We start from the raw sequence: 25,612 nt of genomic DNA on the forward strand, positions 1-25,612 counted from the left end.
CGAAGTGCGCAGTCAGTGCGCGTCGGTGATCAGGGCGTGCAGCCGCCGGGCGGCATCGCGGCCGAAGCCTTCGTCGTTGAGGTGCTGGTCGATCTCGACCACCTCGACGGCGTCGCCGACTGCGGTGCGAACTGCGTCGAAAAGTGCTGTGTCCGCTGCGGGGTCGCGGAACGGCCCATCCTCGACATCGATCCCGCTCAGTCCGCGCAGCGGCAGCAGCAGTGTGGTCGGGCCCTTCGCGGCGGCGAGCTTGGCACCGATGCGACGGCCCAGCTCGGCGTTCTCCTCCGGCGTGGTGCGCATCAGCGTCACGGTCGGGTTGTGCACGACGAAGGTGCGGTCGTCGAAGCGCTCGGGGGCGTGCTCGCGCGGCCCGAAGTTGACCATGTCGAGCGCGCCGAGCGAGACGACCTGCGGTATGCCGGCGGCACCGGCCGCCTCGAGACGATGCGGCCCCGCGCTGAGCACCCCACCGACCAGGTCGTCCGCGAGTTCCGTTGTGGTCAGGTCGAGTACGCCGGCCAGACGGCCGTCGGCGGCGAGCTTCTCCATCGCGCGCCCGCCGGCGCCGGTGGCGTGGAAGACCAGCGGCTCGTAGCCCAGCTCCACCAGCTCGGCGCGGGCCTCGTCGACCGCAGGTGTGGTCAGTCCGAACATCGACAGCCCGATCAGCGGTTTGTGTTCGCCGTCGTCGGGCGCGCGCCGCCGCTTCTCCTCGGCGCCGGCCATCGCCGCGATCGCCGCTGCCGCGTTGCCGAAGACCTGGGCGGACACCGAGTTGATCCCTGCGACATCCACCACCGAATACATCATCGTGACATCGGATTCGCCCACGTATGGCGCAACGTCGCCCGCCGCCATGGTGGACACAAGGAGCTTGGGCACTCCGACGGGCAGTGCGCGCATCGCGCGGGAGGCGACCGAAGACCCGCCGGACCCGCCGAGTGCCAGCACGCCGTCGACCTTGCCCTCGTCGAAGAGCCGCAACAGCATCGTTGCTGCACCGTCGGCCATTGCGTCCATGGCTGCGCCGCGATCACCGCTGTCGCGCAGGTGTTGGAGATCGTGTCCGGCAGCTTGCGCCACCTCGGCCGGCGGTATGTCGGACTCCGCATCGGAGAAGGTGCCGACGTCCAACAGCAGCGTGTCCGCGCCATACCCGCGCACCTGCTCGGCCAGCCACGCATACTCCGCGCCCTTGGTGTCCATCGTGCCGATCAGGACGACAGTTGCCATCTGAGCCTCCTCCGAGTCACCGTTGACGTTCGCCAGTCTGGCACCTCTTGAAGGCTCTGGTACGACCGTTCGCTGGATACCCACAGACGTGGGAGCCGCGCAACCTGATTCGCTTCGGCTGAATGACGGACACGAAATTGCTTGACAACGCTCGTTGCCCAACCGAGCTGCAGGCACTGACCCGCAGTCTTAACGCGCCTTTGTCTCCTCAGTCCATCCCGATCCGTCCCAGCGCCTCCAGAGGGTCTGATCATCTGGAGATACGTACCACGCGGCTTTGGCCTCGGGGTCGCCGTCTGGGGGCGGGCCGTCGAACCGGCTCGCGACTGCCAGCTTGACCGGTTCGGCAGTAGGAGTCTCGATCGGTTCGCCTGCAGGGACGGGAACGGGCTGCTCGGACCGTGGTGGCGTGGCGCGTTGGACGCTGCCCGAGCCGTGCCACTCCAGTGCGTCCGGGACCTCTTTGTATTCGAGCAAGAAGGAGCCGGCGTACTTCTCAAGCAAGGTGCGGACCTCACTCGGCTTCGCGTAGAAGAACTCCCGCCTCGTGTTGATCTGGTTGACCTTGCGATGCTCGAGCGCTTGGTGCAAATGCGTTTCCAGCGCGACAGCGTCCTCGTGGAAGACCAGCGCGTGGACGTCGAATCGGAAGGGCACGCTGGCATCACCGAGCTCGATCACCCGGTCCATGGGCTCAAGCCGTCTCGTCATACCGATCTTGACCATGTCTGGTCCGAACGCCCCGATATTGGAGATCACGTACACATGGCCGGCTCGGGCGTTGGCGGCACGAGCTTCCACGCCCTCGATCGACTGTCCGATCTCGGCGAGCTTCTCGCGGGCCACCGCAAGACCACTCTCGTCGGAGGGATCAAGACGCTGAATCAGCTGCTGATAGTGCTGCTGTTCCTTCCGCAGCTTCACGAGCGCAGCTTCCATCTCGGCCCGCGCCTTCGCTTCGTCGCGCAACTGCGCCCGCCGGTCGCGTTCAGCTTCCTTCTCTTGCTGCTTCTTGACCAAATAGTCTGCGGTCAACTCGAGTTCGCGGAACCGTAGTCGGTGGTAGGCGGGTGAGATCCGGATGCTCATCGTCTTGCCGAGCCGTTCGATCGCTGTGGCAGCTTTGTCCAGACGGCCTTTCGCGGAGTCCAGAGTGTGAGGTCGCAACGCTCGCACCAAAGCGTCGGCTTCGCTGTTGTACGCGCGCAAGCGCAGCTTGGAGAAGTCCCGCACCATCGCGGTGCCCTTGGCTGATGAGCCATTGACCTGCCAGTTGGTCGCTGCCTCGACCGCCTTCTTTGCTTTGATCAACTGCTTCATCTGGGACTGGTTCTGCGCGAGCGCGTCCTTGTACGCGACAGCATCTTGCAGTGGATGGTTGAACGTGTAGAAGCCGGCCTCTTGCACCTCGACAGACTCGAGATTTTCCACCAATTGCAATCGAGCCGCACGCTCCTCCGCTTGTGCATCTACGGCCGCCTGTTTCGCGGCGGCCGCCTGCGCCTGCAGTTCGGCGACGTCCCTTCGCATCTGTCCAACCTGCGATGCCAACGCCATCGCTTCTGTGCCCTGCAGGTGGTCGATCCACCCTCGAAGATTCGCTACCTCAGCCTCGAGCTCAGCGACACGCTTACCGTCACCCCACACCATTGCCTACCCCTCCCCATCACACATCCTCTAGCCGGACGGTAGCGGCGAAAGTGATGGAGTGTCAGTCGTTTCACAGATTCATCGGAGCGGCCGCGTTGGCCACGCACCAGGTCAAGGCGGCGCGCTCACCCGCGGGATCTCACGACGGCACAAGGCCACTCGCTGCCTGCAAGCAGAGTGATCAACAAGGGAATTCCTGTGCGTCAAACCGCCCAGATTGACGCTGGTTCCACTGCGGCCTATCGGCTCGTCGGCTCGTTAGCCGGTTGGTGTCCACACAGTGAGGTAGCTGGCATCGGGTTCTGGCATCACGAATGCCACGCTGTGGATTGCTCGTGTGACCCCGACGTACAGTCCGCAGGCGGACTCTCCGGTCAAGCGGGTCCCCTTTGTCAGGAAGTCACGCATGGGCTTGGTCGTGAAGATCAGCACCCGATCGTGTGTCTGGCCCTTGGAGATTCCGAAGTTCGTCGCTGTGATGCCTTGGGGTAGCGCCGTCGCGATCGTTTGACGCAGGCGAAATGGCTGGTAATGCTCGATGTAGGCGGCGGCATGCTCGGGCGCCAGGGCGAACACACCGTCGTGCTCGGACGACTTCTCCTGGGCCGACTCCGTTGCTTGGAACTTGAGCGCAGGATCGAAGATCGAGTCGGAGAACGTCGCGACGGCTTGAACGGAGCGCCAAGTGGTCGACGCGTAGTGAACTTCAAGTCGCTGGGCCTTCTTTTGAACCTCGAACCAATCGAGCATTCCGAGTCCGCGGTATTTCTTGTGCCGCGGATCTTGTGCGTTAGTACTGAAGACTGACTGTCGCAGATCGCCGACCATGCGGATGACGCTCGTCGATCCGAGAAGACGCTCCAGGATGTCGAGGTCATACCCCGTCATGTCCTGGATTTCGTCGACATAGATCTCGTCGTACATGCGCTGAAGCCTTGTAATCACCGTTCCGTCCGCGGCGTCGGCCACGTCGAGGGCGAGCTTCGACAGGAAGCGCTTGTAGGCCCGAGAGTCACCATCGAGGAATCGCTCTTCCCCTGACGCGATCACAATCCCCTTGCTATTCCTCCGGGGGAGCCCGTCGAAGTTCAGACCGCCCAGCCTCTTGCCTGAATACATCAGGGGCAAGAACGGCCGTACCCAGTGCCTGAGTAGGAAGGCGTACCACCCGCAGACCTCGGGGAGGCTTGCAGGTGGGCAAGCAGCACGCAACCGTTCCTCCAGGTCCAGTTGGCCCGACAACGTGTAGGTCACGACCAGCCGTCGGGTGGTGGGATCGCCTCCCGCGCAGGCATCGACGATCGACTGCGTCTTTCGTGCACCGGCGACCGCGAGCGTCGCCGTGTTCGTCATGACACGAAATCCACGGCGTCGCTGATGTACCCGGGGTACGACACGGTCACCTCCGGGTGTTCGTCGAGCGTCAGTGCCCAGTCGGTCTTGTGCGCCTTCATCCAGTCGACAGTGGCCTTGTCGCCGTCGGTGATGTCGAACAGCTGGCGTAGGTCGTCATCGTTGTTGACCTTCGCGAACTGCGGCTCGAGCGTTGGCCCGTCTGCGACCTCCCCGATGAAGATCTCCCGTTTGCCGTTCTCCAGTAGCTCCCCGATCGGCATCCGCCAGTGCTCGGGCTCTTTGCCGTCGTTGTCACGGATGGCGGCAGCGTGGCGCTTCAGAGCGGAGCAGAGCTGCATGCCGCGCTTCAGAGACACCCCTGCCATTGAGATCACATCGACGCCGAGCGCCATCGGCACTTTGCCGTGCTTGTCTCGGAACGCACGCTCGAAGACCATCTCATCGGACGGGCCCTCCACCATGACAACCCTCTCGGCCAACACCAGGCGCAGAGTGTCGTAGCCGGAGAGCCGTTTGAAGTACCTGACGGTGTCGGCTGGCAACGCCCCGAGGTGGACCCTCGTCCCCCGGTGCAACAACACTAACTTGTCGAGCCCCAGGCGGTTAAGGACGAAGGAGCTGTGGGTGGTCAGGAAGACCTGACGATCACCGGCCAGCTCCTCGATGCGATCGACAAGCTTGGTCAGCCGGGTGTGCGACAGGTGATTCTCCGGTTCCTCGATCAGGGCGTAGGCGGTGGTGTCGGCTGAGCGGTTCATCGCCAGAGCCACCTTGATGGCCGCCTGCTGCCCCTGCCCGGCCATCGCGAACGGGACGTCGGCGACCTGCGGCACGATGCTCTGCTCCCAGGAGGCGCTGGCCGACTGGTCCATGTGCAGACCGATCGGTTTGTCGTGCAGTGCATCGCCCTTCTCCGCGATCCGCTCGTTGACGGACTTGAGCGTCTCCGTGCTGATGATGTGACGGGCCTTGCGGTGTGCCACGGCGACGGCCGCCGACTCCTTGGGCTCGATGAAGTCCTTCAGCATCTCTCGCGTGTGATAGTCGATGCCCGCGGTGGACCGAACCGTTCGGGAGTCGATCACGGAGACGCCTAGCTCCTTCGGTCGCCGGGTGAGCCGCTCGTCCGAGAACTGTCGCCAGTCCACGCTGTACCACTCCGTGGGCAGGATCGCCGGCCGTCCAGCGTCGGCCATGTAGTCCGCAAACTCTTCGGCATAATCGGGGTTCGGTGCGACGTGCATCTTTACGCCGGGCACCTTGTCCTGGCGGCTGTTGTGAACACCGAGGAGGTACTGCAGCGAATCGTCGTTGTTCGTGAGGTACAGCTCGATCAGGATCTCAGGCGGAGGAAGCGGCGACCCGCTGTCCAACGACGCGAAGTAGGTTTCAACAGCTGCGACGTTGAACCAATACGGGTTGAGCTCATCCTGGGCCCACCGTCCGTTGATCCGGCCGGTAAGCGCCAGCGAGATCGCTTCCAGCAGCGACGACTTCCCCGACTCGTTGTCGCCTACGACGATGTTGGTGCCCGCATTTGGCTCCAGCTCGAAATCCATAAAGAGGCGGTACCCTCTCACGACAATGCGCGTAATCATTCCCTGATACCTTCTGGTTCGGAATCCTTGCGTCCAGTGTGCATATCAGATCAAAACTCGAAATGGTGGCTTTGACGTGAAAGAGGCTAGGCGCTGCTCGGAAATGGTGCGCGAACCGCGAAGGCAACGTCGTACGTTGGCGTCAGTGGCGCCAAACGAGTACTCGTCCTGGTTCGCCTGGGTCCCCCAGCAGTTGGATGACGAGCAGATGAACCGGGGACTGGCGCCGTCTGCGATCAGCTTCGCTCGCCGCACAGAAGCCGCTCGCGGGCGTCCAGGTCGAGCAGCATCGGTCACCCAGTGCTCCTACCCGCCCTGACACCTAGGCCCGTGACCATGCTTCGCATCTACCTAGACCAATTCGCCTGGATAGGTCTCTCTCGTGCCGCGCAGAAGCGACCTGACGGCGCCAAGTACGCACCCGCGCTGGAGATGTGCCGCGCGGCACGCCAGATCGGCCTGGCCTCGTTCCCCCTCGACCTATACCGCTATTGGGAAACGGCCAAGAACAGCAACGACGGCTCGAGGAACCGACTGGTCGACCTGCTCATCGAGCTGTCCGACTTCGACAGCATGGCCATGCCGCAGGTCATCCTCGACTACGAGATCGACTTGGCGCTTAGCGTGCGGTTCGGGCGGCCAATCGCGCCCAGTCCACCACGGGTATTCGGACGCGGCATCGCACACATGTCGAACGGACGAGTGACAGACACCGCACGCCCAGGGGCGGCGGCGACCAGTTCCAGTAGCGACCTGCGCATCCCCGTTGACCGAGCACTTGAGGAGGCTCTGCTTCGTGCCGGACCCAAGGAACATGCTCGATCGGGAGCACCGATCGACATCATTAATTGGGGAGACTTATACGCGCAGCAAGAGGTACGGGCTGCGCAGGACATTGCCAATCGCAAGGTACGGCGAGAGGACCTCCTTGCCGCAGTTGTTCACACCGACTACCAGGACCTCGTGGGAGTTGTGAAGGACCGTATGGGGGCAGCCGGCATCAGCCCCGAAGAGGTAGTCGAGACACTCGGCGACAAGGGCCTTTTGCAGTTCGTCTACGGCCTGCCCACTCGACGGGTAGCCAACCAGTTGCGGGTCAGCAAGCACATCCACCCGCCCCAGCAGCAGAAGTGGAAGCCGTCCGACTTCGTGGACGTGATCGCCCTTCCAGCGCCGGTGGTGTACTGCGACGTTGTATTCACCGAGCATGAATGGGTGCGCGCGCTCACGCGCGACAAGACAGACCTAGTGCACAAGCGATTTGACACGACCCTCATACACGAACCCGATCAGCTCACCGACCTGCTGGGTAGAGCCACACTCGGGTAACCAGCCAGATGCGTGTATTGACCGGTCGCCCGGGAGTGGCCCTGCTATCCAACGACGACCGCATCGTGGCCCTTAATCTGCAACGCCGCCTCGATGGATCAATGAGGTCGAACATCCTCCTACGAGTGCGGTGGGCAGGAGTGACTGCGGGCAACCTGCGTCGTTTCGCCGCGAACCTGCCAGTCCTGATTTCTGCAGGTGGATTCCCGCACATTCGTGGCGGCCGCCCACTCAACGCCAAGCGACCGTCCTCAGTTGGAGAGGTTTTGCATGCTGTTCGTGCCCGCATCCCACAGGTTTGAGCTGCATCACCCATCTGGCTGGAACAACTGCTCGTGAGCAAACAACCCGATGCTGTCACGGCTATCCGAGAACAGATTGGCGCCAACACGGTGGATCCTCCCGCTCACTAGCGCAGTTGACCTTTGCTTCATCCAGTCAAGTGCCTGGTCCAGACGCTCCCTCGACACGTTCACGCTGACGTGACACAGCCTGGCCGCTCGCACGGTCTGGATTGTCACCACGCCGCCGGTGTCATCGTCGCTTCGCTGGACACCGATGACCGGACCGGTCAGCATCTCGATGCCACGGGCAGGCCGCTCCGACTTCAACCGTCGGGACAATCGCTCGATACGTGCCGCCGCAGCGGCGGGAATAGCCACGTGACGAGGCGTCGAGGGTGCGGGGCCAGCGAGGGTCGCCCACTCGAAGTTGGCCGCGAACTCTGCGACTGACTTATTCTTGAGGATACGTGTGAGTCCAGCGGCGAACTCATGGCTGACCCCGGCGTAGATCAAGTCCTGAACAGTATTGGCACTCGGTTCAGGTTCCGGCTCGACCACAGACCCGATGATCGCCAAGGATTGTGCGAACGTCCGCATCACGCGGCGTTCCCCCGACTCGGGAGGGGCAGTTTCCAGACCGATGATCTGGTTCGGTTCCTCCTCCGGGGGACGTACGGGCATATAGATCGGGATGATGAATGAGCCGCGTCGGGTATGCGCCATGCGGACGAGGTCGATCAGGTCGTCTGCGGATCGTCGATAGTTGCCTGCGATGTGCGGCCGTGCACCGAGTGACGTGGTCGCACAACTACGAAGCATAATCCATGAGTCACGCACCATCGAGACAGCGGCTGTCAGCGGGATGGCGTCCTCGATAACAAGATCCTTCGCAGCACACAGGTTTGCTACATCGAGGAGCCGTCCACGGATACGGTGCTCGACCTCCTGTGGCGTCGACTTCTCGACCATCGCGAGACGGTCGAGGACGAGTTCCCAATCCGGCCCATCGTCGGGCAGAGGCTCAGGGACCGGGACCGAATAGCGGTAATCAGGGTTCCGCCATAGGCCGCCTTGCGGGCCGGACTCAGCAGGCGGCACCCAGCCTGTCGCAGAGAGGTACATCGCGAGACTACTTCCCATCTCCGTCACGCGCTCACCACCTCCCCGAAGCACTCCTCGACTTGTTGGTTCCACGTGGCAAAGGTGTCGAGACTCAGCCTGTTACTCAAGGGCACACTGACACTAGCCGCCGACATACCGTTGACCCGGATCCAGTGGGCTCGTGCGTGTACGGTCGTTGCAAGTGCCGGGTGTTCGAGCCAGTCCGGCGGCTCGCCCTTCTCCAGACGGACATAGACGAGGTACACCGGCACCTTCGACGCGCACCACCGATCTCGCCACGTGGGTTTGATCGGAACAGAAATCGATCCACTCTTGTTCGGCTTCCGTATCCCGCACTTGATCTGAACTCGCACGGTGGCAGCCGGGAACTGCACGTTGAGGTCCACGGCCATATGGTCCTCTCCCCCGGTCGTCTCCTCATTGGGAAGAGCGGCCTGGGCCAGGACCGTCCGGACATAGGTGACTCCAAGCCGACCTTTGCGGTCGCTCAGAGGGAGGGACTCCCATGCCAACATGTGCCGGACCTCTCTTCAAGACGGGCGCGTCCGTGCAACATATGCGACCGACTCCGATTCGCGAGGCAGAACGGACAACGCAAGCCTGCGAAGAGAGGAAGTTGCGTCACACACCGCCTTGATCGTCCTGTCGACGCGCATCTCCGCGTGTTGCCGGGGTCGCTTCGACCGAAATGCAGGTGTGCACATCGCCGGGCTACGCAACACTTCTCTTCATGACCACAGGCGACAAGACGCGGCCCGACGGGCGCGTGTCGAGCGCCGAGACGCTGGAGCTCCGCAAGGCGACCCGTGCCTTGCGGCTACACCTCGATGAGCTTCCTATCGACTATGACGAGCAGGTCCCCCCCGATCGTTTCCTGACCGGTCTCGCATTCATGCTCGCCCGCAATCGATACGACTGCGCCGAGTCGATGATTGGCTCCGGCTTCGGCGGCACTGTGATTGGCGCCCTTGCCCGCAGCCTCCTCACCGACGGTCTCCGCTGGCTCTGGATCGCCCAGGACCCCAAGAATCGGCGAGCCTGTCTCCTTGGTGACCTTGTCGAGGAGCGAAGCCGTCTTGGGGGCGTATTGGACTCGGGGACTTGCCCGGCGGTCAGGAGATGGCTGATGCCTTTTCCTCCCATTGCCGACCTCACCGGCGCATCCCGGACCTGGCTCGACGCACCAGCAACGCCTGACGAAGGCGCACTCCTCGACGACCTTTTCTCAGCAGTCGAGGGTGCTCCGTCGTCTCCCGGTTCTGAAAACTCGACGGGTATCGGCGTGTTCGTTGCTCGCGCCCACGCGATGCTCGACCTAGCAGGGCTGCGTGGAGCGGCGATGATTCTGGCCCACGCAGGCCACGGCAACTACCTCGGTCAACGCAGCACACTCACTGAAGAGGGCGCTCCGGGGTTTGACCTGCGGCCTGACCATGAGGCGCTGTTCATGCACACCGCTGCCGTCGGGGCGTTTTGTGTCCTTGTCGGCGGCACCGCCGCAGCACCCGATGCATGGCCGCACGACGTCGACCAAGGGTCCTTCCTCACCACAGCGGCCAAGTTGACTGAGGACGTTGCTGAGGCAGCTGCCGTCATCCATCGCGTCGCCGCGAGGAACAAGCCCCGCAGCCAGACGGCCAAACCGCCTGCCGCCCGGAAGCCAACGGTTCTGATGCCCACAGTCGTCATGGAGGACGACGAGGTGCTGGCCGAGCGCTATGACCTCGGCGCTCTGATGCAGGACTTGGAGGACGCCTGTAACGTCTTCTGTGACGTCCTGAACTCGATGAAACCCCACACGGAGCTTCCAGCCGAACTCCCCATCCACGTCTACCTGAACTTCGGGGCATCTCTGTCGTACGTTCAGACAGTCTTCGACACGTGCGACCAAATGGGCGCATCAACCATCAGCTCGTTCGCAGCCCGCGCCTTACTCGAAGAGGCCGCACGGATGAACTGGCGATACAACGACCCAGGCCTCGCTCCGGCGCGGGCCAAGCAGTACTTTGACGAACACAGGTTCATGGAACGGAAGACCATCCGGACGCTTGCCGGCCGTGGCATCAACAAGAAGGACGCACTGAGGCTATTCAGCATGCCCGCGAACGTCCTAGTGCCGCCCGGCGCAGACGCTATCGCGAAGAACCGCGAACCATTGCCCAGCACCGCCTCAATGCTCCGCAACCTCGGTGCTGGGGCAAACGATCCTGGCTGGTTTGAAACCGCCTACGGACTCCTGAGTCAGATCACTCATGCCACCCCGCTAGGCATGCTTCACAACGTGCGATATATAGAAGGTGACAGCGGCGAAGGTCAATGGGTCCCAAATCAGCTCAGCGGCGAAATGATGGCACTGACCCTCGACGTCGCCGCCCTTGCCGGTGCACAACTGGTCGGTACCGGAGGAGCCCTGATGTCCGATTTGTCCCAGGACGCAAAGGAGATCTACTTCAGACTGCACGCCGTCGCAGCCGAGATTCACAGGCGTGCCCGACTCATCCATGGACTCGATCTGCCCACCGACCCCATCTCAAGTGCGTAGACCTCGCCACCATGGGGACACCTCGATGCCTGAAGCGAAGGTAAGAAGTCTGCGTCCCGGGTCCTGACCGTAGTTGAGCGCGAAGGCGACCAGGTAGACCGCCGCAACCTCGTGAATCCGCGGAGGCGACCTTCCATGCACAATTGGGGTCTTGGTCGAACGCGCGTCATTCCGCCGCGTGTGGAGCGCGCCCTTATGGCGCACAGGCGAAGGCTTCCGTACGTTGTTGGGCATGACGGATCGCGCCCACCCCGGCGTCGACGCTTATCTCGCTACCTTGCCCGACTGGCAGCGAGAGATCTGCACCGAGCTCCGCGGGATTATCTGCGAGGCGGACTCGGCGATCGACGAGACGATCAAACGATCGGTCCAGCCGTACTTCGTGCTCAGTGGCAATGTCTGCGCATTGCTTGCCACCAAGGATCACGTCAACCTGTTCCTCTACGACCCGACGGTCCCCGACCCGAACGGGATCATCAACCAAGGGCATGGCAACGCCACGGCTCGCGCCATCCAGATCTACCAGGGCGACCCGATCGAGCGAGGTCCCTTGATCGAGATGCTTCGAGCCATCGTGGCGAACAACCGCGCCGGCGGTTGGCGGCGGCTAAATTCCACAGGCAACTGAACTGATCAGACGACGGGCGTTCCACCCGACGCCCGTGTCACTTCGCCGCATGGGGGCGCGAGTGGGTCAGATCATCGTCGCGCGAGCATGACGACTGGGATCACGCGATCGGTCTTGCTCTCGTAGTCGGCGAAGCCGGGGTACCGGGCCTTCTGCTCCTCCCAGACCGGTTCCCGTTCCTCGGCGTCGAGCACACGCGCCGTCACGTCGACAATCTCAGTGCCGATCTCGATGCGCGCCTCGGGATGCGCCTTCAGGTTGTGGTACCAGTCCGGATTGGTGTCTGCACCAGCTTTAGACGCGAAGATTGCGTACCCCTCACCGGCCGCTTGATACATCACTGGGCTCACCCGCTCCTGACCGCTCTTGGCGCCGGTGCTGTGCAGCAGCAGCAGCGGTGCGCCCTCGAACGGGCCACCGATCCTGCCCTGGTTGGCACGGAAGTCAGCAATCACGTTGTCGTTCCAGTCACTCATGTCTCGAATGTACTTCCGTCCGACGCCCAGAACCTGAATGCGTGAACCCAGTAGGCCAATACCGTTTTGGCTAAAACAGAACCGGATCAAGAGCGGCGCCGGGACACAAGACCGGCGTCTCCGTGCAACACACTGCGTCATACCGCCGCAAACGGGCGGCAGACTACCTGTTGCTCAGAGCAGAAGTCGCCGTGGTCGCGGCAGGCCCGAAGCCTTCGTCCTGACTAGCCGCCAGTCGATAGGCGCTCCGCCTCGGCTGTGGCATCCCGCTGAAGGCGGAACACTCCGAGGTGATCGCCGCTGACGGCGTCGATGAGGTGGTAACACTTGGCTTGGGTCCACGACGTACCGCCTCCGCGCACTACGTCGAATCGACCGTCACTAGACCGGTACCACACGCACATCTTGGTCCGGTCCGAACCGGTGGCCCTCATCTGGCCCAGCTCGGGGTCTTCCTTCCAAGCGTACTCGTGCCATTGCATGGTCGGATCGTAGCGATGTCCAGCAGCCCGATCAGCCCCGCGCTCAGCGCACGTCCTTCCGCCGCGAGGGAGTTGCTATTGGCCGGACCGCGTAGGTGCGCATGTCGGCGGTCGCGACAGGGCAGGCGGCTTCTGGTGAATCGCGAGCGTGAACGGGACAGTTCGCCGTAGCGTCGGGTCATGACGCGCTACGAGTACGACGAGGAAGCGAGTAGACGCCTCCACATGGATGTTGTCCATGAGGTCGACGACCGGCCGGCGCCGGTGGTGCGTTGGGTCGACGCGATGCGCCGACTGAACTCGATCGACGACCCTCTGGCCCGAAGCGTCCTGGCACTCCATCGAGATTGTGGCTCCGGCAGCGGCGTGTGTGACGGCGGTTTCGAGGGGGAAGCAATGGTGCAGATAGCTGACTGGGGCTGCGAGACCACGGCGGTGGTCGCTAGCCACTTCGGAATCGAGTACCCGGTGGCGCCGCCCGAAGCCGAGTGAGTCTCTCCGCCCGCGTGCAGGGGCGTGCCTCATCGGTCTCGGAAGACGGTCGGAAGCGGCCCAACTGAAGACATGCGGGTCTTAGAGTTCGAGCGTCAGCGACTTCAAGCGGTTTGAGCGTAGATGGGCCAATCGTCGAATAACTGGCGATCCATCGGTGGCGCCGCCGGCACCAACCGAACTACCGACGGCTGCGCTGCGATCGCTGTCGGACTACGAGGACGCCATCTATTCCGCGGCACGGCACTCGCTGCAGCCTGCAGACATGAAGCGATGGAATGAGAATGCCCATCTGGTCGAAGCCGTCCGACTACGTGGCGAGGTACGACGCCTGCGCATGGAGGTTCATTCGTTGATCGAACTCAGGCTCACTACGACGAGTGACACGAGCTCGCGAGCTGTCGACGGCGGGCGAAAAGCGGACATGATGCCGGCGTAGTCCAACGACAACGCATTCATCGTCAAACCGCTCGCGTCCGCAGCTTCACGACTGCGGCCAACGTAACGGTCTGCTTGCTAGCACCTCAACCGGTGAGATTCCTCACCCGTGTGTGCAGGAACAGACCAGGTGGCGGCGGCGCTGCAGGAATTATGGCTGATCTTTTCGACCCCCTGAACGTCGGCGCGTGGATGCTGCCGAGCCGGCTCGTGATGGCGCCGTTGACCCGCAACCGTGCCGAGGGCATCGTGCCCGGCGACCTCGCAGTGGAGTACTACTCCCAGCGCGCCTCGGCCGGCCTGATCATCACCGAGGGCAGCCAGCCCACCCCCGAGGGCCAGGGCTACCTGAACACCCCCGGCTTCCACTCCGAGGAGCAGCTCGCCGGGTGGCGCCGGGTAGCCGACGGCGTGCACTCCAATGGCGGCCGTATCGTCGCTCAGCTGATGCACGCCGGACGTATTTCCCACCCTGACAACACCGGCGGCCAGGAGATCGTCGCTCCGAGCCCGGTGGCGGCCCCGGACGAGATGTTCACCGCCGACGGAATGAAGCCGTTCCCGATCCCGCGCGGGATCACTCTCGAGGAGATTCCCTCGATCGTCGAGGGCTATGTCCAGGCCGCCCGCAACGCCGTCCAGGCCGGCCTCGACGGCGTCGAGGTCCATGGCGCCAACGGCTACCTCATCCACCAGTTCCTAGCGCCCGGCTCCAACCACCGCACCGACAAGTACGGCGGCTCGCCCGAGAACCGGGTCCGTTTCGCCCTGGAGGTCACCCGCGCAGTAGCCGACGCGATCGGCGCCGACCGGGTCGGTATCCGCATCTCACCCGCCCACAACATCCAGGGCGCCACCGAGGAGGACCCCGCCGACGTTGCCGCGACCTACCGGCTCTTGGTGGAGGGCCTCGCGCCGCTCGGACTGGCCTACCTGAGCATCCTCGCCGACCCGAAGCAGGACCTGATCCAGGACCTGCGCCGCACCTTCGGCGGCGTGGTCATCGCCAACGACGGCTTCGGCGAGATCACCACGCGCGAGTCAGCGCAGGAGATCCTCGACAAGGACCTCGCCGACGCGGTCGCCGTCGGTCGACTGTTCCTGGCCAACCCGGACCTGCCCGCTCGGTGGCGGACCAGCGCCGAGCTCAATCAACCGAACCCCGACACGTTCTACGGCGGTGGCGCCGAGGGCTACACGGACTACCCGTTCCTCGACGACTGACGAAGCCGACCACCCGACCGTGGGGGCGGCGGGGGCGAATGTCAGCTATAGGAAGTCGCCCCCGGGTATAAGCCGCGAGCTCGCAGACAGCGCCCGAGGACGACTGGATGCATCCCAGGAGGAAGCACGACACACGGCCCGGGGCGGCGCGCTGCCAGCCAAGGCGCACGCATCTGCCGCGATGGGTGCGTCAGTCCGCCGCAAATGGCCAGACCGAGTTCGATTCCCTTGACCGGCTGAGGCCGCGCCACGAGGTCACACCGCTGCCCTCGGTCACCCGAAACCCCTCTGAAACGGACAGACCCGAAGCTCCTAACCTCCGGAAGCTCGACCCGGTCAGACCTCGGCGTCGCCGTGCTCTGCCCCAGGGTCGGCCAGCACGTCGCGCCAGGAATACTGCGGGGCGAACCCGAGGAGGTTGCGCGCCTTGTCGATGGCGAAGAAGGTCTCGTCACGGCCCATCTCCCGACGCACCTCCACGCCGTCGTAGAAGCGGTTCCGGATCTCGTGGGTCGTCGCAGCGATGGACATGTCGGCGTTGGCGACATTGAAGACCTCGTAGCCGAGCCCGTCGGTCTCCAGGCAGCGTTGCACCATCTGACCCAGGTCGCGAACATCGATGTATGCGAACAGGTTTCGCCGCCGCAGCGACGGGTCCGCGAGAAAAGCAGGGAAGAGTTCGGCGTACTCGTGCGGCTCGATGACATTGTTGATGCGCAACCCGTAGACATCCGCGCCGGTGCGGGCCTGGAACGATCGCGCCGTCACCTCATTGGCCACTTTGGACATGGCGTAGGCGTCCTCGGGCACCGTCGGGTGATCCTCGTCGACGGGCACGTAGAGCGGCCGCCGCTCGCCTTGGGCGAAGCAGATTCCGTAGGTTGTCTCGGATGACGCGAACACGATCTTGCGCACGCCCAGCCGCGTCGCGGCCTCCAGCACGTTGTAGGTGCTGAGCACGTTCGTCGCGTATGTCGCCGCGTCGGCCTTCAACAAGATCGCCGGGATCGCGGCGAAGTGCACCACAGCGTCGTAGGTGGGCTTCGCGGGCAGGTCGAGCTCGTCGAAGGTCGCGAGGCCGGCGAGCGCCGAGTAGGTCTCGCCGGCATCGGTGAGGTCGACGCGCAGGTCGGCGACCGCCGGATCCTGCAACGGGACGAGGTCGGCGTTCGTGACGTGGTGGCCCTGCTCGGCGAGGTATGGCGCGACGTGCTTGCCGGCCTTGCCGCTGCCGCCGGTGAAGAAGATTCGCATGTCTCTTCATACCGCGAGGGCGCGGAAGAGAATCCGGCCGCCTTCTCCTGACACTCGGGCTTCGCTTGGCTACATCAGCCTGGCGCAGATATCCGGTTGAAGCGATGGCGTACCTGACCAACGATGGTCGCGTGGAGCACCCAGACGAGCCGACACCCGATGCGGCTTTCGTGGTGCGGCTGCTGAGGGACCAGTTCCCGGACTTGGCGGGTCACTACGTGCGGCCGAGCAATGCCTCGGGTAGCAGCAACTGGGTGTTCCGCGTGGGCGATGCGTATGCCGTCCGTCTCCCTCGCTCGGACTCGTACACCGCGGACCTGCTGACCGAGGCGGAGTTCCTGCCACGGCTCGCGCCATACCTGGACGTCCCGGTGCCAGACGTTCGGTTCTTGGCGGAGCCGTCCGTCGCGTTCCCGCGGCCGTGGACGGTGGTGACCTGGGTTCCGGGCGCGACGCCGTCAGCGATGGCTCCACCAAGACAAGCGCGTATGGCGGTCGGCCTCGGCCGGTTCATGCGTCGCCTGCACGACGTGGACACCTTCGGTTCGGCCGCCGGGCCGGAACGTTGGGGATATCGCGCCGGCGAACCGGTGACCGACGAGATCGACGGTTGGGCCGACAGGGCAGCCCGCCTGCTGGAGGACATCTTCGACCCCGGTCAGGTGCAGAAGGCCTGGCGGCGGCTCCGCGACGTGCCGCCCGCGTCCGCGCCGCCCTGTTGGATCCACACCGACCTCTCGATCGAGAACCTGCTCGTCTCCCCGGACGGTGACCTCGTCGGTGTCGTCGACTTCGGCGGTCTCGGCATCGGCGACCGCTCGGTCGACCTGCTCTACGCCTGGAGCATGTTCGACCCGTCAGCCCGTGACGTTCTCCGCTCGGAGTCCGACACCGACGAGGCGACGTGGTTGCGTGCTCGTGCCTGGGCGTTCGTCGGACCCGGTCTGCTGACCATTGCGGACTATCGGCACTCCATGCCGGATCGCACGGCCAGGTTGACCAGGATGGTCGAAGTCATTGCCGAAGAGGTCGGCGTGCCGCTGCGCTAGCTGCCGCGGCTGGGCTCAGAAGCCCGGGAAGACCTGACGAAGTTCGTCGAGCGTGACGTTCCCGGTCACCGCCACGTCGGCCGGTGTGTATGCCGGGCCGAGGCGCCCGAAGACCAGACGCAGGGCAGCCTCGGACGCACCCGCGAAGGTGGCAGTCGCGCCTTCCACCTCGGGCACGAGGCTCACACTGTCGTCGATCGCGATGCCATACCCGCTGTCCCCCACCGCGAGGACGACGCGCTGGTCGATGCGGTCGGCCTTGCCGGCGAACCCCACCAGGACGGCGAGATCGCCCGAGAGCTGGTCAAGGAGGACGGACGTGCTGGCCTCGAAGAGACGCGCACCGCTGTCGGCGGCGACCCGAACGTCCCAGCTGTGATGTGCGACCTCATTGAGCCGCAGGCCGCCGAACGTCGCGACGGTAGCGGGCGCGGGGAGGAAGCCGATCGGCAACGTGAGCGACGCGTGCTGCTCCGGTGTCAGACCCTCCAGCGCCTCCACGAGGCGCACATCGCACTCGATGAATGCGGCACGCTGCTCAGCAGGCGCCATCGCGTCCCAGCGGTCCCATACCGAACGGTTGAAGTCGTCGCTGGCGGCATCTCCCTCGCCCCGCGCGGCGCGCAGACTGGCCAGCGTGATCTCGGCACCGCTGCCCAAGTGTGAAAGCACCTGGGCGACAGACCATTCGCTCGCGCCCGACGGTCCGGACAGTTGGTCGTCGGTCAGGGCGGCGGCGACGCCGGCAAGTGCGTCGTGCTCCTGGCGAAGGGCATCGATGGTGCGTATGGCGAGAGAGGTCATGCAGGTGGCAACCGCGAGCGCCTGCTCGATGTTCCCGCCTGATAACGGATCCCATTGCCAGCTAACGCGATCCGCCCAGATGCCGAGCGAAGAACCGCGCCGCGTCCTCGCCGGCGAACGGCGGAACACCCGTGTGTCCGCCCATATTGGCCTGCAGCGTCTTCCCCTTCGAGCCGAACGCGTCGAACAGCTCCAGCGCCCGCGCCCGGTCGTTGCCTTCGTCGTCCCACTGCAACAGCACGTGCAGCGGGATGGTGACGCGACGAGCCTCGTCGATGGCGGAGCGGGGGATGAAACTTCCCGCGAAGAGTCCGGCCGCGGCGATGCGCGGGTCGACGACTGCAAGCCGTGTGCCAATCGCGATCACGCCGCCCGAATACCCAACAGGCCCACCGAGTTCCGGCACTCCCAGGAGGGCGTCCAGGGTGGCCTGCCACTCGGGGACCGCCTGGTCGACCAGCGGAAGGATGAAGGAATCGATCACTTCCTCGGTCGGTCGCCGGCCGGCCCTGAGCGTCTGCTGCAGCGCAGCACGGGCCTGCTCGATGACGGCAGACCGTGGGCGGTCGCCATTGCTGGGGAGTTCGAGCGTGGCGGCGGCATACCCGAGCTCGGCGGTGGCCCTCGCCCGCGCGACCAGCCGCGGGTACATCGGTCCCAACCCGCCCGGGTGTCCTAGCAGGATGAGCGGCAATTGCCCTGCCGCAGAGGAGGATTCGGGTGTCCACAGGATCCCGGGTATGTCGCCAAGGGTGAACGCACGCTCGACGAGGTTGTCGTCCACGCGCTTTTCAGAGAGGAACTGGATGGTTGTGCCTTTCGGGAGGGGTCATAGACATGCGCGTCCGGTGTAGGCGAGCAGCCGCTCCGCCGGTCGGGCGGCATACGACACAGGAACGGCGGGGGCGAACCGCACGCCGCGATCGGCGCTGGTCACCACCAGCGGTGCCACCGCCAGCAGTTCATCCGCCAGATCGTCCGGAAGTGCGAGACCCAGATGTGCGGCCCGGGCGAGATCGCTGCCGTGCACGGCCACTTCGAGGGCGCCGACGGCGACCAGGGTCGCCGAGCACAACGAGGTGTCCGCGATGGTGACCCGCTCGCTGGTGTCGGTGACCCATGCGCCCAGCGCGGTACTCGTGCGGTGCCGCACGCGGTCGACCAGCCCGAGACCGACCGTGTCAGAAGGCTGCTCGCGAGCGACGACGTCGACGTGCCCGTATGCCGCGGCGGCCTCGAGCGCCAGGAGCGAGTCGTCCAGATGCTCCAGCAGGTGCCCGAGCGTCCACCGGTGACACGGGGTCGGCGCGGCCAGGTCGAAGTCCGCGTCGAACGGCAGAGCCGCCAGCACGCCGCGGGTGAACGCGACGGCCCGGTCGAACAGCTCCACCCCGACGCTCAGCGTCGGCGCCACCGCGTTCATGACGTTGTGTCCGCGGGCAGGTGGTCCGGCAGTCCGAAGATCGGGAACAGGCTGGCGTCGAAGAAGACGGCCGTATGCCGCACGGCGGCACCCTCGAGTTGCAACACCTGCAGCTGGAACGGCTCGAAGGAGCCGTCCTCGGTCTTGAGGTAGAGCCCGAACGCCGGCTGCCCGTTTGCCCACGTCGGGATCATCGGCATCTCGTTGCGCTGTCCGGGACAGGCGGTGCCGATCAGTTCGGCGATGACGGCGGGCGTCTGGTACCAGCCGGCGAACGGCGGCATCTCCCAAACAGCGTCGGCCGTGAACAGCGCCGTCAGCTCCTCAACGTCCTTCTCCCAGAACGCATTCGTCCATCGCTCGAGGAGCTCCTGCTGCTCGGCCGACAGGTCGACAACCACCGAGCTCTCCGAGACATGGGCGGACGCCATCTGCGCCCTCGCGCGCTGAAGAGCACTATTGACACTCGCAACCGAGGTGTCGAGTGCGGTCGCCACCTCGGCCGCCCTCCAGGCGAGCACGTCACGCAGCACCAGCACCGCGCGTTGCAGCGGCGGCAGGTTCTGCAGCGCCGCCACGAAGGCGAGCCGCACGCTCTCCCGCGCGCTGATGATGGCCGCCGGGTCACGGGTGTCGGTGTCGATCAGTGCGTCCGGCACCGGCTCGAGCCACGGCACTTCGAGCCGCTCCTCGAGGGGTTCCGCTGCCGTGGTGCTGGGCGCTCCCAGCCCGGTCGGCAGTGGTCGGCGCGCTCGGCCGTCGAGAGCCGTCAGGCAGGCGTTCGTCGCGATGCGATAGAGCCAAGTCCGCATGGACGAGCGGTGCTCGAAGGCGCCATACGACCGCCATGCGCGCAGGTAGGTCTCCTGCACCAGGTCTTCGGCGTCGTGGGTCGAGCCCATCATCCGGTAGCAGTGCGCGAAGAGTTCGCGGCGATATGCCTCGCTCTGCGCCGGGAAATCGTCGGTCGTCGACGTGTCGGTCCCACTCACGTCGTCGAGTCTGGCAGCCGCGATCATCAGCCGGCCATCTCTTTCTTGGCCGCCTCGCTCAGCTGGATGATCTGTATGGCGTTGCCGTCCGGATCCTGCATCGTCCCGAACAGGCTGCCGTCGCGATCCTCCAGCGGCGAGACCCACGTCGTACCAATATGATCCGCACGTTGTGCCACTGCTTCGGCATCGTCGACCTCGATGTTGAGGAGGAAACGATGCGGATCCGCGGCAGTCGCCCGCACGTCGTCCCGCGGGTCGAGGAACAACCAGAACCCCCGGTAGTCGAGGACCCGATACTGCTGCATCTGCTCCTCCCGCCGCGGCGGGAGCACCGCGGCATACCAGCTGTGCAACCGGTCGACGTCGCGCGTGCCGATCAGCACGCTCGTCACCTGGGTACTCATGCCTGTTCCTTTCGTATGACGCCACGCTGCGGGCGCGTCTCACGAGGTACTGACCAGCGTGACCGACGAAACTCATCGCTCGGTCGTGGATGAGTTTTGCTGAGGGGCACGGTCTGTCTTTGGTGAACGGCGATCACCAGCGGTTGCCGGACCACGAGAGGGCCGAAGTCATGTCTGCAGTCGCCGAAGTAGCCGAACCGGCCACACCGCCCGCGCGGCCCGCCCCGGCGGTTGAGCCGTCCGCGGGCCAGTCGGCGCGCGGACGGTGGATCTCCCTGACAGTGCTGTGCACCGGGATGCTGATGATCGTGCTGGACGGCACGGTGGTGAACGTCGCCCTGCCGGCGATCCAGCGGGATCTCGGTTTCACGCAAGGGGACCTGGCCTGGGTCGTGAACGCCTACCTGATCAGCTTCGCCGGCCTGCTGCTGCTCGCCGGCCGCCTCGGTGACCTGGTGTCGCGCCGCACCGTCTTCCTGACCGGCATCTCCGTCTTCACCGTCGCCTCGCTGCTGTGCGGGCTGTCCTGGACGAGCACGATGCTGGTGGCCGCGCGGTTCCTGCAGGGCGTCGGCGGCGCGATGACGTCCGCGGTGATCCTCGGGATGATCTTCACGATGTTCCCCGAACCGCGCGAGCAGGCCCGCGCGATAGGTGTTTTCGCGTTCGTGGCGTCGGCCGGCGGTGCGATCGGGCTGCTCGCAGGTGGTGCCCTGACGCAGCTGACCAGCTGGCACCTGGTCTTCCTGGTGAACCTACCCATCGGCGTCGCGACGCTGGTGGCAGCAGTCCGGTTCGTGCCCCGGGACCCGGGCAGCGGGTTCGGTGCCGGGCTGGACACACTCGGGGCAGCGCTGGTGACCGGATCGTTGATGACCGGTGTTTACACCATCGTCAAGCCCGCCGCCGAGCACGGCTGGACCGACGGCGCCACCCTCACCGGCACGGCGATCACCGTCTTCCTGCTGGGGGCGTTCGTATGGCGCCAAGCGACGGCCGCAGCGCCGCTGCTGCCATTGCGAATCTTCCGCTCCCGCAACGTCGTTGGCGCGAACCTCATCCAATGCCTCATCGTCGCAGGGATGTTCGGCCTGTTCTTCCTCGGCGTGCTGTATCTGCAACAGGTGCAGGGGTATGACGCGCTGCACACCGGCATCGCGTTCCTGCCGCTCACCGCACTGATGGCCGTCGTCTCCGTGCGGTATGCGGAGCCGCTCACCACCCGCTTCGGGCCGCGCCCCATGCTGCTGGCCAGCATGACCGCCATCACGATCGGCCTCGCGTTGTGGACCCGAGTCCCGGTCGAGGCGTCATACCTGAGGGACATCCTGCCCGCCGCCCTGGTGCTCGGCCTGGGCGCCGCAGCCGGTGCACCGGCGGTGATGATGTACGCGATGTCCGGCTCGTCCGCCGAGGACGCCGGTGTCGCGTCGGGCCTGATCAACACCTCGATGCAGGTCGGCGGAGCCGTCGGTCTGGCCGTGCTTTCATCTGCGGCAACCGCCCGTACCCGCGCACTGAGCCACGGCGGCGTGCCAGACGCGAGCGCCCTCACCGCGGGCTACCACCGCGGCTTCACCATCGCCGCAGGCCTGGTCATCGCCGGCATCGCGATCGCGCTGCTGCTGCTCCGCGACCCGTCTGCGTCCGCGTCTGCCGAGTAGGACCGCTGGTCGCGACGACCTGTCGGTGCCGACAGGATGGTCCCGCTCGGTTCAAACGATGGCGAACGCGCGGACCGGGAAGGTGCCGAAGCGAGCGAACAGCGGTGGGGCTGCAGTGAATCGGGCGCCGGAGGGAGGTAGCTGGTCGAGTCCGGTGAGGTGCTCCACGATCGGGATCTCGGCGGCGAGCAGAATCGTGTGCGCCGGCCGACCCCGGTCGTCGATGTCGTCGATGTTGACCGAGTCGATGCCCACAAGCGCGGCGTCGTTGTCCGCCAGCCACTGCGCGCCCGCCGCTGTCAGATAGGGCGCTTCCTCGGCATATGCGGGCGTGCCGAAATCGCGGTCCCCGCCGCTGTGCAGCAGAACGGCCTTGCCGTCGACGTCATACGGGGCCAGCGCGCCCACATCGATCGCCCGAGATCTGCTGCCCTCGGTGCGTATGACGACGGTCGGCAGATCGGCGATTCGGCCCAGGGGGAGCTCGGCGAGATCGTGACCATCGGCGTATCGGTGGTAGGGCGTGTCCAGGTAGGTGCCGGTATTGCCGACCAGGGCAATGCGATCGATCGCGAATTCCGTGTCGGGTGCATAGCCGGCCCGCGAATCCTCTCGGGTGAGGTATGCCGAGATCTCGGGTCCTGGCAACCCGGGATAGGTGGTCATGCCCGGGATGATCCGGTGACTGAGTTCGACCAACTTTCGCGCCGCATTCGGCGCAGGATCCACCGCGGACGGCCCACCCCGCGTGCCCTTGTGGGCCTCGGGAAAGACGCGCAGCCCGGTGAGGTCAGCGCGCTCACTCATCAAGAGCCCCAGCGAAGCGATGAACAGGGTCGCAACCTCGGCCTCGGTGACGTCCTCATGTGGCACATCGACGCGAAACCCGGCGACCTCCAAGTGCCCGCCGTTGGAGAACTCGACCCGGGCATCGAACTCGGCCCGGAACTGCTGCCCACTCATGCTTGTCGGGCTCCGTGAACGCGAGCGCGGCGGTTTCGCGGTGGTTCCGGCGAGCCCGGGACTTCGGCCGCGATGGCAGCGAGCTGAGCGGCGAGGATGTCTTCGAACGCGGCACGCCGGTCTGCGGCGAGGGGTCGGACGTCACGGGCGAAGCGGAAGAGCGTCGGGAAGGATTCGGCGTCGGCGCCGAAGACGGCCACCCGGAACTGTTCCATGCTCTGCTCGTGCTCCGCAGGGGTGAGGGTGGCGACAGCGCCCTCAGCGGTGATCAGTGCCGCGAGGAGAACCACGATGCGGTGGTAGCGCACCGGGACCAAGTCATCGGGCAGCCCGGACGACTTCAATGCCTGCAGGATCTCCTCCATGATCAAGCGCGATCCGCTGCCACCGGATCCATAGCGCCCCCAGATCGCGGCGAGCTGAGGTTGGTCGCTGAAGGCGTCACGCAGACGCAGCCCGAGCGCGGTGATCCGCTGCTGCCAGTCGCCGTCGGAGTGGTGCCCGTCCAGGGCCTCGAACAGCACCCGGTCGGCAATCGCGCGCAGCAGCTCGGTCTTGTTACGGAAATGCCGGTAGAGGCTGGATGAATCGGTGTCGAGCGTCACGGCGAGCCGGCGGACGCTGAACGACTCGGTGTGGCTGGTTCGTAGCAAGGTCAGCGCCGCATCCAGGATCTCGTCGGTCGACCAGCGCTTGCGGCCTGTCATCTGCATCCTTTCGTTGTCAGATCTACGTCCAGCCACTGTAGCCCACACCGTTGCGCTTGTCGTTGCACGCACCGCGTGCATAATGGTTACGACGGCCTGCTGGGACGTGGATGTCCGGCATACCGGCGCGCAAGTTCGGCACCCGTGAACGGAGAAGCGATGAACCCCACCCCGAGATCTGACAGCCCGATCTCCCGACTCGGGCTCGGCTGTATGAGCATGACCGGCAGCTACGGCCACGCCGATCCGCAGGAGGCAGCAGCCACCTTGCTGGAGGCTGCCGACTCGGGCATCACCCTGTTCGACACCGGCGACTTCTACGGCGACGGAGCGAACGAGGAACTCCTCGGTCGCACCCTCGCGCCACGGCGCGACCAGGTCGTCCTCGCCACCAAGACCGGAGTCCGCCGCACGCCCTGGCCGCCCTCGACGTGCAGCTCACACGCACCGACCTCGACCGGATCGACGCGGCCGTCCCGGAAGATGGGGCGCACGGAGCGCGGTATGGCGACCACGGCACCCGCCTGATCGACCAATGACGACAAACACCACAGGCATGCCCGGCAGCGACGCCGCCTGGTACCAAACGCAGTTCGGCGTACCCACCGTGCGGGACTACCGAATGTTGCGCACACGCGCGGGGCTACTCGACAAGGAACCGGAGGCGGCCGCGATCGGGTTGGCCAACAGCTGGCACAGCGTGGTCGTCACCCGGGCAGGTCGACCTGTCGGCATGGGCAGGATCGTCGGCGACGGCGCCTGCCACTTGCAGATCGTTGACGTCTGCGTCCTTCCCGAACACCAAGGACGGGGGTTGGGGCGCCTCATCATGCAGGCACTCTGCGATGAACTCGACGACCGGGCACCCGCCAGCGCGTGGATCTCCCTCATCGCCGACGGTGACGCTCATCATCTGTATCGAAGATTCGGTTTCGTCGACACCGCTCCCGACGGGATCGGCATGTACCGCACGCCCCGCCCGGCAGTCGACTGACGTAGTGCCGATTGCAGCGCCGCGGCGGCTTCCGCGATCGCCCGCTCGGCATCGTCGAAGGGCTGGCGGAGGAACTCGTGGATCATTCCGTCGTAGCGCCGCACCGTGGTGGCCACGCCGGAGGCAGGCCACTCAGGTCCGGTTCGAGCAGCGGCGAGACGCGCGGATCGAGTCGCTGCTCCGGAGTCTCGAGGTAGTGGTCCATGAACCAGAACTGCGCTTCGCGCTCGATGTTGCCGAAACGGCCGGCAAACCGGGTGATCGAGTCGTTCTCCCGCCGGAAGTCCAGGTCGGGATAGATGAGTAGCTGGAAGCCGATGCGCGGTGCGCCGGCGTCGCGCGCTCTCAGCGCCACGACCGGTGCCGGCTCGCTCGCCAAGGCGGCTTCGGGCCGGTAGATCCGGAGCCTGACCTCACCGGCCGTCGTATCGGCGACGCGATCGACCACCTCGGCGACGGTCTCGGAATCGCCGACCGATGCCTCGGCCAGGCGACGTG

Annotated in this window: 25 protein-coding genes; 9 read left to right on the forward strand and 16 right to left on the reverse strand. The window is 65.3% G+C overall.

Features of this window, described 5'->3' with window-relative positions; all coding sequences use genetic code 11:
• Nucleotides 1–12: 12 nt before the first annotated feature.
• The 4 genes from IEX71_RS11410 to IEX71_RS11425 all read right to left on the reverse strand — a co-directional run bounded on the left by IEX71_RS11410 (nt 13) and on the right by IEX71_RS11425 (nt 5,840).
• The gene (locus tag IEX71_RS11410) at nt 13–1,236 is read right to left on the reverse strand and encodes a Tm-1-like ATP-binding domain-containing protein (protein ID WP_188837125.1); all 1,224 of its coding nucleotides are present in this window, start codon (nt 1,234–1,236) and stop codon (nt 13–15) included.
• A 189-nt stretch (nt 1,237–1,425) separates the two neighbouring features.
• Nucleotides 1,426–2,886 carry an SNIPE associated domain-containing protein gene (locus IEX71_RS11415; RefSeq protein ID WP_229749651.1) on the reverse strand — a complete coding sequence of 487 codons (1,461 nt, stop codon included), beginning with the start codon at nt 2,884–2,886 and terminating at the stop codon, nt 1,426–1,428.
• A gap of 258 nt (nt 2,887–3,144) precedes the next feature.
• On the reverse strand, nt 3,145–4,239 hold the full coding sequence (locus IEX71_RS11420; protein ID WP_188837126.1) for a UvrD-helicase domain-containing protein: 1,095 nt from the start codon (nt 4,237–4,239) through the stop codon (nt 3,145–3,147).
• The gene (locus tag IEX71_RS11425) at nt 4,236–5,840 is read right to left on the reverse strand and encodes an ATP-dependent nuclease (protein WP_188837127.1); all 1,605 of its coding nucleotides are present in this window, start codon (nt 5,838–5,840) and stop codon (nt 4,236–4,238) included. Before IEX71_RS11425 ends, IEX71_RS11420 begins: the two co-directional genes overlap by 4 nt.
• Nucleotides 5,841–6,176: 336 nt before the next feature.
• Between IEX71_RS11425 and IEX71_RS11430 the strand changes: the two genes are divergently transcribed.
• Nucleotides 6,177–7,169 (forward strand): hypothetical protein, encoded by a 993-nt coding sequence (locus IEX71_RS11430; protein WP_188837128.1) that lies wholly within the window; start codon nt 6,177–6,179, stop codon nt 7,167–7,169.
• A gap of 308 nt (nt 7,170–7,477) precedes the next feature.
• Here IEX71_RS11430 and IEX71_RS11435 read toward each other — a convergent pair whose 3' ends face one another.
• Together IEX71_RS11435 and IEX71_RS11440 are read right to left on the reverse strand one after the other, a co-directional pair.
• Nucleotides 7,478–8,602: a hypothetical protein gene (locus IEX71_RS11435; RefSeq protein WP_188837129.1), complete on the reverse strand. Its 1,125-nt coding sequence runs from the start codon at nt 8,600–8,602 to the stop codon at nt 7,478–7,480.
• The gene (locus IEX71_RS11440; RefSeq protein WP_188837130.1) at nt 8,599–9,090 is read right to left on the reverse strand and encodes a DUF4365 domain-containing protein; all 492 of its coding nucleotides are present in this window, start codon (nt 9,088–9,090) and stop codon (nt 8,599–8,601) included. The genes IEX71_RS11435 and IEX71_RS11440 overlap by 4 nt, the downstream gene beginning before the upstream one ends.
• Before the next feature lie 215 nt (nt 9,091–9,305).
• Here IEX71_RS11440 and IEX71_RS11445 point away from each other — a divergent pair, with 215 nt between their 5' ends.
• Both IEX71_RS11445 and IEX71_RS11450 read left to right on the forward strand, forming a co-directional pair.
• Nucleotides 9,306–11,117 carry a hypothetical protein gene (locus IEX71_RS11445; protein ID WP_188837131.1) on the forward strand — a complete coding sequence of 604 codons (1,812 nt, stop codon included), beginning with the start codon at nt 9,306–9,308 and terminating at the stop codon, nt 11,115–11,117.
• Nucleotides 11,118–11,268: 151 nt separating this feature from the next.
• Nucleotides 11,269–11,745 carry a DUF1801 domain-containing protein gene (locus IEX71_RS11450; protein ID WP_229749653.1) on the forward strand — a complete coding sequence of 159 codons (477 nt, stop codon included), beginning with the start codon at nt 11,269–11,271 and terminating at the stop codon, nt 11,743–11,745.
• Between the two features lie 71 nt (nt 11,746–11,816).
• On the opposite strand, the gene IEX71_RS11455 is transcribed toward IEX71_RS11450, so the two are convergent.
• Complete coding sequence (locus tag IEX71_RS11455; protein ID WP_188837132.1) at nt 11,817–12,221, reverse strand: nitroreductase family deazaflavin-dependent oxidoreductase; 405 nt, start codon at nt 12,219–12,221, stop codon at nt 11,817–11,819.
• A 662-nt stretch (nt 12,222–12,883) separates the two neighbouring features.
• Between IEX71_RS11455 and IEX71_RS11460 the strand changes: the two genes are divergently transcribed.
• Both IEX71_RS11460 and IEX71_RS11465 read left to right on the forward strand, forming a co-directional pair.
• Entirely contained in the window at nt 12,884–13,195 is a 312-nt protein-coding gene (locus tag IEX71_RS11460; RefSeq protein ID WP_188837133.1) for a hypothetical protein, read from the forward strand.
• 591 nt (nt 13,196–13,786) lie between these two features.
• Nucleotides 13,787–14,857: an alkene reductase gene (locus tag IEX71_RS11465; protein WP_188837134.1), complete on the forward strand. Its 1,071-nt coding sequence runs from the start codon at nt 13,787–13,789 to the stop codon at nt 14,855–14,857.
• A 336-nt stretch (nt 14,858–15,193) separates the two neighbouring features.
• Here the strand turns inward: IEX71_RS11465 and IEX71_RS11470 are convergent, their stop codons facing one another.
• Entirely contained in the window at nt 15,194–16,111 is a 918-nt protein-coding gene (locus IEX71_RS11470) for an NAD-dependent epimerase/dehydratase family protein (RefSeq protein ID WP_188837135.1), read from the reverse strand.
• Between the two features lie 131 nt (nt 16,112–16,242).
• Between IEX71_RS11470 and IEX71_RS11475 the strand changes: the two genes are divergently transcribed.
• On the forward strand, nt 16,243–17,160 hold the full coding sequence (locus IEX71_RS11475; protein WP_229749654.1) for an aminoglycoside phosphotransferase family protein: 918 nt from the start codon (nt 16,243–16,245) through the stop codon (nt 17,158–17,160).
• 15 nt (nt 17,161–17,175) lie between these two features.
• Here the strand turns inward: IEX71_RS11475 and IEX71_RS11480 are convergent, their stop codons facing one another.
• The 5 genes from IEX71_RS11480 to IEX71_RS11500 all read right to left on the reverse strand — a co-directional run bounded on the left by IEX71_RS11480 (nt 17,176) and on the right by IEX71_RS11500 (nt 20,786).
• The gene (locus IEX71_RS11480) at nt 17,176–17,964 is read right to left on the reverse strand and encodes a maleylpyruvate isomerase N-terminal domain-containing protein (RefSeq protein ID WP_188837137.1); all 789 of its coding nucleotides are present in this window, start codon (nt 17,962–17,964) and stop codon (nt 17,176–17,178) included.
• A gap of 61 nt (nt 17,965–18,025) precedes the next feature.
• Complete coding sequence (locus IEX71_RS11485; protein WP_229749655.1) at nt 18,026–18,748, reverse strand: dienelactone hydrolase family protein; 723 nt, start codon at nt 18,746–18,748, stop codon at nt 18,026–18,028.
• Between the two features lie 45 nt (nt 18,749–18,793).
• Nucleotides 18,794–19,387, reverse strand: coding sequence for a TIGR03086 family metal-binding protein (locus tag IEX71_RS11490; protein WP_188837138.1), 594 nt, complete (start codon nt 19,385–19,387; stop codon nt 18,794–18,796).
• Entirely contained in the window at nt 19,384–20,379 is a 996-nt protein-coding gene (locus tag IEX71_RS11495; protein ID WP_229749656.1) for a sigma-70 family RNA polymerase sigma factor, read from the reverse strand. The genes IEX71_RS11490 and IEX71_RS11495 overlap by 4 nt, the downstream gene beginning before the upstream one ends.
• Nucleotides 20,380–20,405: 26 nt before the next feature.
• Nucleotides 20,406–20,786, reverse strand: a complete 381-nt coding sequence (locus IEX71_RS11500) for a VOC family protein (RefSeq protein WP_188837140.1) — start codon at nt 20,784–20,786, stop codon at nt 20,406–20,408.
• Nucleotides 20,787–20,956: 170 nt separating this feature from the next.
• On the opposite strand from IEX71_RS11500, the gene IEX71_RS11505 reads away from it, so the two are divergent.
• Complete coding sequence (locus tag IEX71_RS11505) at nt 20,957–22,450, forward strand: MFS transporter (protein WP_188837141.1); 1,494 nt, start codon at nt 20,957–20,959, stop codon at nt 22,448–22,450.
• A 51-nt stretch (nt 22,451–22,501) separates the two neighbouring features.
• On the opposite strand, the gene IEX71_RS11510 is transcribed toward IEX71_RS11505, so the two are convergent.
• Both IEX71_RS11510 and IEX71_RS11515 read right to left on the reverse strand, forming a co-directional pair.
• Nucleotides 22,502–23,413: a cyclase family protein gene (locus tag IEX71_RS11510; protein ID WP_188837142.1), complete on the reverse strand. Its 912-nt coding sequence runs from the start codon at nt 23,411–23,413 to the stop codon at nt 22,502–22,504.
• On the reverse strand, nt 23,410–24,120 hold the full coding sequence (locus IEX71_RS11515; protein ID WP_188837143.1) for a TetR/AcrR family transcriptional regulator: 711 nt from the start codon (nt 24,118–24,120) through the stop codon (nt 23,410–23,412). The genes IEX71_RS11510 and IEX71_RS11515 overlap by 4 nt, the downstream gene beginning before the upstream one ends.
• A gap of 159 nt (nt 24,121–24,279) precedes the next feature.
• Here IEX71_RS11515 and IEX71_RS11520 point away from each other — a divergent pair, with 159 nt between their 5' ends.
• The gene (locus tag IEX71_RS11520; protein WP_188837144.1) at nt 24,280–24,648 is read left to right on the forward strand and encodes an aldo/keto reductase; all 369 of its coding nucleotides are present in this window, start codon (nt 24,280–24,282) and stop codon (nt 24,646–24,648) included.
• A gap of 7 nt (nt 24,649–24,655) precedes the next feature.
• Nucleotides 24,656–25,114 carry a GNAT family N-acetyltransferase gene (locus IEX71_RS11525; protein ID WP_229749657.1) on the forward strand — a complete coding sequence of 153 codons (459 nt, stop codon included), beginning with the start codon at nt 24,656–24,658 and terminating at the stop codon, nt 25,112–25,114.
• Between the two features lie 82 nt (nt 25,115–25,196).
• Here IEX71_RS11525 and IEX71_RS11530 read toward each other — a convergent pair whose 3' ends face one another.
• Nucleotides 25,197–25,562 (reverse strand): alpha/beta hydrolase fold domain-containing protein, encoded by a 366-nt coding sequence (locus IEX71_RS11530; protein ID WP_188837145.1) that lies wholly within the window; start codon nt 25,560–25,562, stop codon nt 25,197–25,199.
• Nucleotides 25,563–25,612 lie beyond the last annotated feature (50 nt).

This window comes from Flexivirga endophytica, assembly GCF_014640635.1.
In the GTDB taxonomy this organism is placed as follows: Bacteria; Actinomycetota; Actinomycetes; order Actinomycetales; family Dermatophilaceae; genus Flexivirga; species Flexivirga endophytica.